The sequence below is a fragment of the Dactylosporangium sp. NPDC006015 genome (genome assembly GCF_040614215.1).
In the GTDB taxonomy this organism is placed as follows: Bacteria; Actinomycetota; Actinomycetes; order Mycobacteriales; family Micromonosporaceae; genus Dactylosporangium; species Dactylosporangium maewongense.
This window is the reverse complement of the sequence record NZ_JBEXUD010000087.1, coordinates 21084-27083: the sequence shown is the minus strand read 5'-3', so window position 1 is coordinate 27083 and position 6000 is coordinate 21084. Positions and strand designations below refer to the sequence as shown.

Annotated in this window: 1 protein-coding gene (cut by a window edge); it reads left to right on the top strand. The window is 73.0% G+C overall.

Features of this window, described 5'->3' with window-relative positions:
- The first annotated feature begins 43 nt into the window (after positions 1–43).
- Positions 44–6000 carry the 5' end (the start) of a non-ribosomal peptide synthase/polyketide synthase gene (locus tag ABZ321_RS56995; protein ID WP_354905262.1) on the top strand. 16435 nt of this gene lie beyond the right edge of the window, so only the first 5957 of its 22392 coding nucleotides appear in the window; it begins with the start codon at positions 44–46; its stop codon lies beyond the right edge, outside the window.

Sequence of the window (6000 nt, the reverse complement as noted above, 5' to 3'; positions counted from 1 at the left end):
GGAGTGGTTGCGTGTTCGGGGCTTGTCGGTGTCGGTGCGTCGGATGTTCGAGGCGCCGACCCCGGCGGGTCTGGCCGCGGCCGCGGGGGCGCCGGCGGTGGTGGTGCCGGCGAATCTGATCCCGGCGGGTGCGCAGGTGATCACGCCGGAGATGTTGCCGTTGGTGGAGCTGACGGAGGTGGAGATCCGGGCGGTCGTCGGCACGGTGGAGGGCGGCGCGGCCAACGTCGCCGACATCTACCCCCTGGCCCCGCTGCAGGAAGGCCTGCTGTTCCACCACATCCTCGCCGACGGCGGCGACGACGCCTACGCCGTGCCCCGGGCGTTCGAACTGCCCGACCGCGCGACCCTCGACGCCTTCGTGGCCGCGCTGCAACAGGTCATCGACCGGCACGACGTGTTCCGGACGTCGATGGTGTGGGCGGGTCTCCGCGAACCGGTCCAGGTCGTGTGGCGCACGGCAACCCTGCCCGTCATCCAGGTCGACCTCCCGGACGACGTGGAGGACCCGGCGGCCGCACTGCTGTCCGTCGTGGGATGGGCGATGGACCTGGGCCGCGCCCCGCTGATCGACGTTCACGTCGCCGACACGCCCAGCGGCCGCCTCGTTGTCCTGCTCCGCATCCACCACCTGGTGGAGGACAACACCGCGGCCCAGATCGTGTACAACGAGGTCGGGGCCATCCTGGAGGGCCGCGCCGACGAGCTCACCACCCCCCTGCCGTTCCGCACCTTCGTCGCCCAGGCCAGGGCCAGCCTGCGCGGAAGCGACCACGAACAGTACTTCCGCGACCTGCTGGCCGGCATCGACGAGCCGACCGCGGCGTTCGGCGTCACCGACGTGCGCAGCGACGGCTCCGGCCTGGAACGGGCCGGCCACATCCTCGACCCGGACCTGGCCGCACGACTGCGCGCCGCGGCCGTGCGCGTGGCGGCCAGTCCGGCGACGGTCATGCACGTGGCCTGGTCGCGGGTGCTCGCGGCGGTGGCCGCCCGCGAAGACGTGGTGTTCGGCACGCTGCTGTTCGGGCGGATGGCCGCCGGTGCCGACCATGTGGGCCTGTTCATCAACACCCTGCCGGTGCGGCTGCGAACCGGTGACCTCGACGTCGTGGCGGCGATCGCCGCGATGCGCAGCCAACTGGCCGGCCTGCTCGAGCACGAGCACGCGCCGCTGGCGTTGGCGCAGCGCGCGAGTGGCGTCTCGGCCGGCGCGGCGCTGTTCAACTCGCTCTTCAACTTCCGGCACAACAGCATCGACCGGACCCAGGAGGCTGCGGCCGCCGACGACGGCACCACGGTCGCGATCCGGCAGCTGTTCCTGCGCGAGCGCACGAACTACCCGGTGACGGTGTCCGTCGACGACGACGGCGAGGGATTCGGACTGGTCGTCGACACGGCCACGCCGATCGACCCGCGCGCCCTGATCGGCATGATCGTCACCGCCGTCGCCGGTCTGGTGTCGGCGCTGGAGAGGAGCCTCGAGGGCGGACCGGCGGCGCCCCTGTCGGCGGTGCCGGTGCTCGACGCCGCCGAGCTGCAGCGGGTCGTGTCCGAGTGGAACGCCCCCACGCTCGACGTGCCCGCCGAGACGATCCCGAGGCTGTTCGAGGCGCAGGTGGCCCGGACACCGGACGCGATCGCGCTGGTGTGCGATGGGACGACGGCCACCTACGCGGAGCTCAACTCCCGGGCGAACCGCGTGGCCCGGCTGCTCATCGAAGACGGAGTCCGGGCCGAGTCAGTCGTGGGCGTCTGCCTGCCGCGCGGCGCGGACCTGATCGTCGCCCTGCTGGCCGTGTGGAAGGCGGGCGGCGCGTACCTGCCGATCGACCCGGCGTTGCCCGCCGAACGGGTGTCGCTGATGCTGTCGGACGCGGGCGCGACGCGCGTCCTGACCGATGCCGCATCTGCCGGGCTCGTGTCCGGCGTGCCGGCCGTCGTGTTGGACGACCCCACGGTGGTGGCGGCGCTGAGGTCGACGTCCGATGCGGGCGAGGCGGTGTGGGCCGGGCCGGACGGCGCGGCGTATGTGATGTTCACGTCGGGCTCGACCGGCGCCCCGAAGGGCGTGGTGGTCACCCACCGGAACGTGGTGGGCCTGTTCACCGCGACCCGGGCGTTGTTCGATTTCGGGCCGCAGGACGTGTGGACCTGGTTCCACTCGTTCTCGTTCGACTTCTCGGTCTGGGAACTGTGGGGTGCGCTGCTGCACGGCGGCCGGGTCGTGGTGGTGCCGGTCGAGGTGTCGCGGTCGCCGAACGAGTTCTGGGAACTCCTGGAGCGGGAACGGGTGACGGTGCTGAGCCAGACCCCGTCCGCGTTCTACCAGCTGATCGCGGCCGGCGCCGACCGGCCGATCGCCGACGCGCTGCGGACCGTGGTGTTCGGCGGCGAAGCCCTCGACCTGGGCCGCCTGGAGGACTGGTGGGCCCGCCGGCCGGACCGGCCGCGCCTGGTCAACATGTACGGCATCACCGAGACCACCGTCCACGTCACACACCGTCCGCTGGCTGTGGGTGAGACCGGGGACAGCGCGATCGGCCGCGGGCTGGCCGGGCTGCGGGTGTACGTGCTGGACAGGCGGTTGGCGCCGGTCCCGCCGGGCGTGGCGGGGGAGCTGTACGTCGCGGGCGGACAGCTGGCCCGGGGCTACCTGGGCCGGGCGGGCCTGACCGGGACCCGGTTCGTCGCGGACCCGTTCGACGCCGCCGGCGGTGGCCGGCTGTACCGGACCGGCGACGTGGTCCGGTGGACCCCAGACGGCGACCTGGTGTACCTGGGCCGGGCCGACGAACAGGTCAAGATCCGCGGGTTCCGGATCGAACTCGGCGAGATCGAGGCAGTGCTGGCCGCCCACGAGCAGGTCGAGCAGGTTGCGGTCGTCGCCCGGGAGGATACGCCCGGCGACAAGCGTCTGGTGGCGTACGTCGTCGGTGCCGCCGACGGTGCGGTGCTGCGCGGGCACGCCGCTGAGCGCCTGCCGGACTACATGGTGCCGTCGGCGGTGGTGGCGCTGGACGCGCTCCCGCTGACGGTGAATGGGAAACTGGACCGCAAGGCGCTGCCCGCGCCCGAGGTTGCGGGCGGCCGGTCCGGTCGCGGCCCCGCCAACGTCCGCGAAGAGCTGCTGTGCCAGGCGTTCGCCGACGTCCTCGGCGTCGGCTCCGTCGGCGTCGACGACGACTTCTTCGCCCTCGGCGGGCACTCGCTGCTGGCGGTGCGGCTGGTCGAGTGGCTGCGGGCGCGTGGCATGTCCGTGTCGGTGCGGGCGCTGTTCGTGACGCCGACACCGGCCGGGCTGGCGGCGTCGGCCGGTCCGGTGAGCGTGGACGTGCCGCCGAACCTCATCCCGGCCGGCGCTCAGGTGATCACGCCGGACATGCTGACGATGGTCGAGCTGACCGAGGCCGAGATCCAGACGGTGGTCGGGACGGTCGAGGGCGGCGCGGCCAACATCGCCGACATCTACACCCTCGCCCCGCTCCAGGAAGGCATCCTGTTCCACCACCTGCTCGCCGACGGCAACGACGACGTCTACGCCCTGGCGCGGGTGGTCGAACTGTCCGACCGGGCCGCCGTCGACCAGCTCGCCGCCGCGTTGCAGCAGGTCATCGACCGGCACGACATGTTCCGGACGTCCGTCGTGTGGGCGGGCCTGCGCGAGCCGGTCCAGGTGGTGCGGCGCTCGGCGACCCTCCCGGTGACCGACGTCGACATCGCGGCCGGCGCGCAGGACCCGGCGGCGCAGCTGCTGTCGGCGGTCGGGCTGTCCATGGACGTGGGGCGCGCCCCGCTGATGGACATGCACGTCGCCACGGCGGCCGACGGCCGCTGCCTGGCGTTGCTGCGGATCCACCACCTGGCCGAGGACCACACCGCGTTCGAGGTGCTGTACCACGAGCTGCGCGCGATCCTGACCGGCCGGACGGAGCGCCTGAGCGCGCCGCTGCCGTACCGCAACTTCGTGGCCCAGGCCCGGGCCGGCCTGACCAACGGCGACCACGAAGCGTACTTCCGCGACCAGCTCGACGGCATCGACGAGCCGACCGCGGCGTTCGGCGTGACCGACGTGCGCGGCGACGGCTCGGCCGCCGTCACCGTCAAGGCCGTGATCGAGTCGGAGCTGGGCGCGCGGCTGCGTGAGGTGTCCCGGCGGCTCGGGGCGAGCCCCGCGACGGTGGCGCATGTCGCGTGGTCCAGGGTCCTGGCCGTGGTCGCGGCGCGCGACGACGTGGTGTTCGGGACCGTGTTGTTCGGCCGGATGAACGCCGGGGTGGGCGCCGACCGGGTGCCGGGGCTGTTCATCAACACGCTGCCGGTGCGGGTGCGCACCGGCGACCTCGACGTCATCGCCGCGGTCACCGCGATGCGCGGCCAGCTCGCCGGGCTGCTGGAGCACGAGCACGCGCCGCTGGCGCTGGCCCAGCGCGTGGTCGGCGTGCCGGCCGACGTCCCGCTGTTCACGACGCTGCTGAACTACCGGCACAGCACGCACGGAGCTCGCGGCGCCGACGACACCGACGTCCCGATCATGGTGCGTGAGGTGCTGTCGCGTGACCTGACGAACTATCCGCTGTCTGTGTCCGTCGACGACGTCGGCGACGGGTTCGGCGTCGTCGTCGACGCCGTCGCCCCGATCGACCCGCACGCCGTGGCCGGCATGACCATCGCCGCGCTGTCCGGTCTCGTGACCGCGTTGGAGGCCGGGCTCGACACCGGCGCACCGACGTCGCTGTCGGCGGTGCAGGTCGTGCACGAGGCGGAGCTCGCGCGGGTGCTGCACCAGTGGAACCACACCACCGTCGAGGTCGGCGCCGCGCTGCTGCCGGCCCTGTTCGAGGCGCAGGCACGGCGGACGCCCGACGCTCCGGCCGTGCTGCACGCAACGGATCGCGTCTCGTACGCCGACCTGGACGGCCGGGCGAACCGCCTGGCCCGGTGGTTGATCGGCCGGGGTGTGGGCGCCGAGTCCGTGGTGGCGGTGTGTATGAGTCGCGGCGTCGACATGGTGGTCGCGCTGCTGGCGGTCCTCAAGGCGGGCGGCGCGTTCCTGCCGGTGGACCCGGAGTTCCCGGCGGATCGAGTCGGCTTCATGGTGACGGACGCGGGAGCGGTGTGTGTGCTCACCGACGCGGCCTGCGAGGCCGTGCTGACCGGGGCCGGTGTGGACCGTGCCGCGATCGCATTGGCGTGCCTGGACGAACCTTCGTTGACGGATGCCGTCGCGGCGCTGCCGGGTGAGCGGCCCGACGTGACCATCGCGCCGAGCCAGCTGGCGTACGTCATCTACACGTCCGGGTCGACGGGCACACCGAAGGGCGTTGCGGTGACCCACGACGCGCTGGCGAACTTCCTCGCGGCGATGCAGGCGCGGTTCGGCGTGGGACCGCAGGACCGTCTGGTCGCGGTCACGACCATCGGGTTCGACATCGCCGGCCTGGAGCTCTTCCTGCCGTTGGTGCACGGCGCGGTCGTGGTGCTGGCCGGCCGGGAGCAGGTCCGCGACCCGCGGCAGTTGCGCGATCTCGTGGGATCGAGCGGCGCGACGATCATGCAGGGTACGCCGAGCCTGTGGCAGGCGCTGATCGGCGACACCGATGCCGGCGAAGGGCTGTGGAACGGCGTCCGGGTGCTGGTGGGCGGCGAGGCGTTGCCGGAAGGGCTGGCGACCGCCCTGGTTGACCGGGCCGCCGCGGTCACCAACGTCTACGGCCCCACGGAGGTCACCATCTGGGCGACCGCCAAGGATCTGGAAGACCGCGCCGGAGCCGCCTCGTCGATCGGGGCGCCGGTGGCGAACACCCGGGCCTTCGTGCTGGACGACCGGTTGTCACCGGTCCCCGTGGGCGTGGCGGGCGAACTGTACCTGGCCGGTGTGCAGGTGGCGCGCGGGTACGTGGGCCGGGCCGGCCTCACGGCGGGCAGATTCGTGGCCGACCCGTTCGACACGGGCGGCCGACTGTACCGGACCGGTGACGTGGTGCGCTGGTCCGCCGG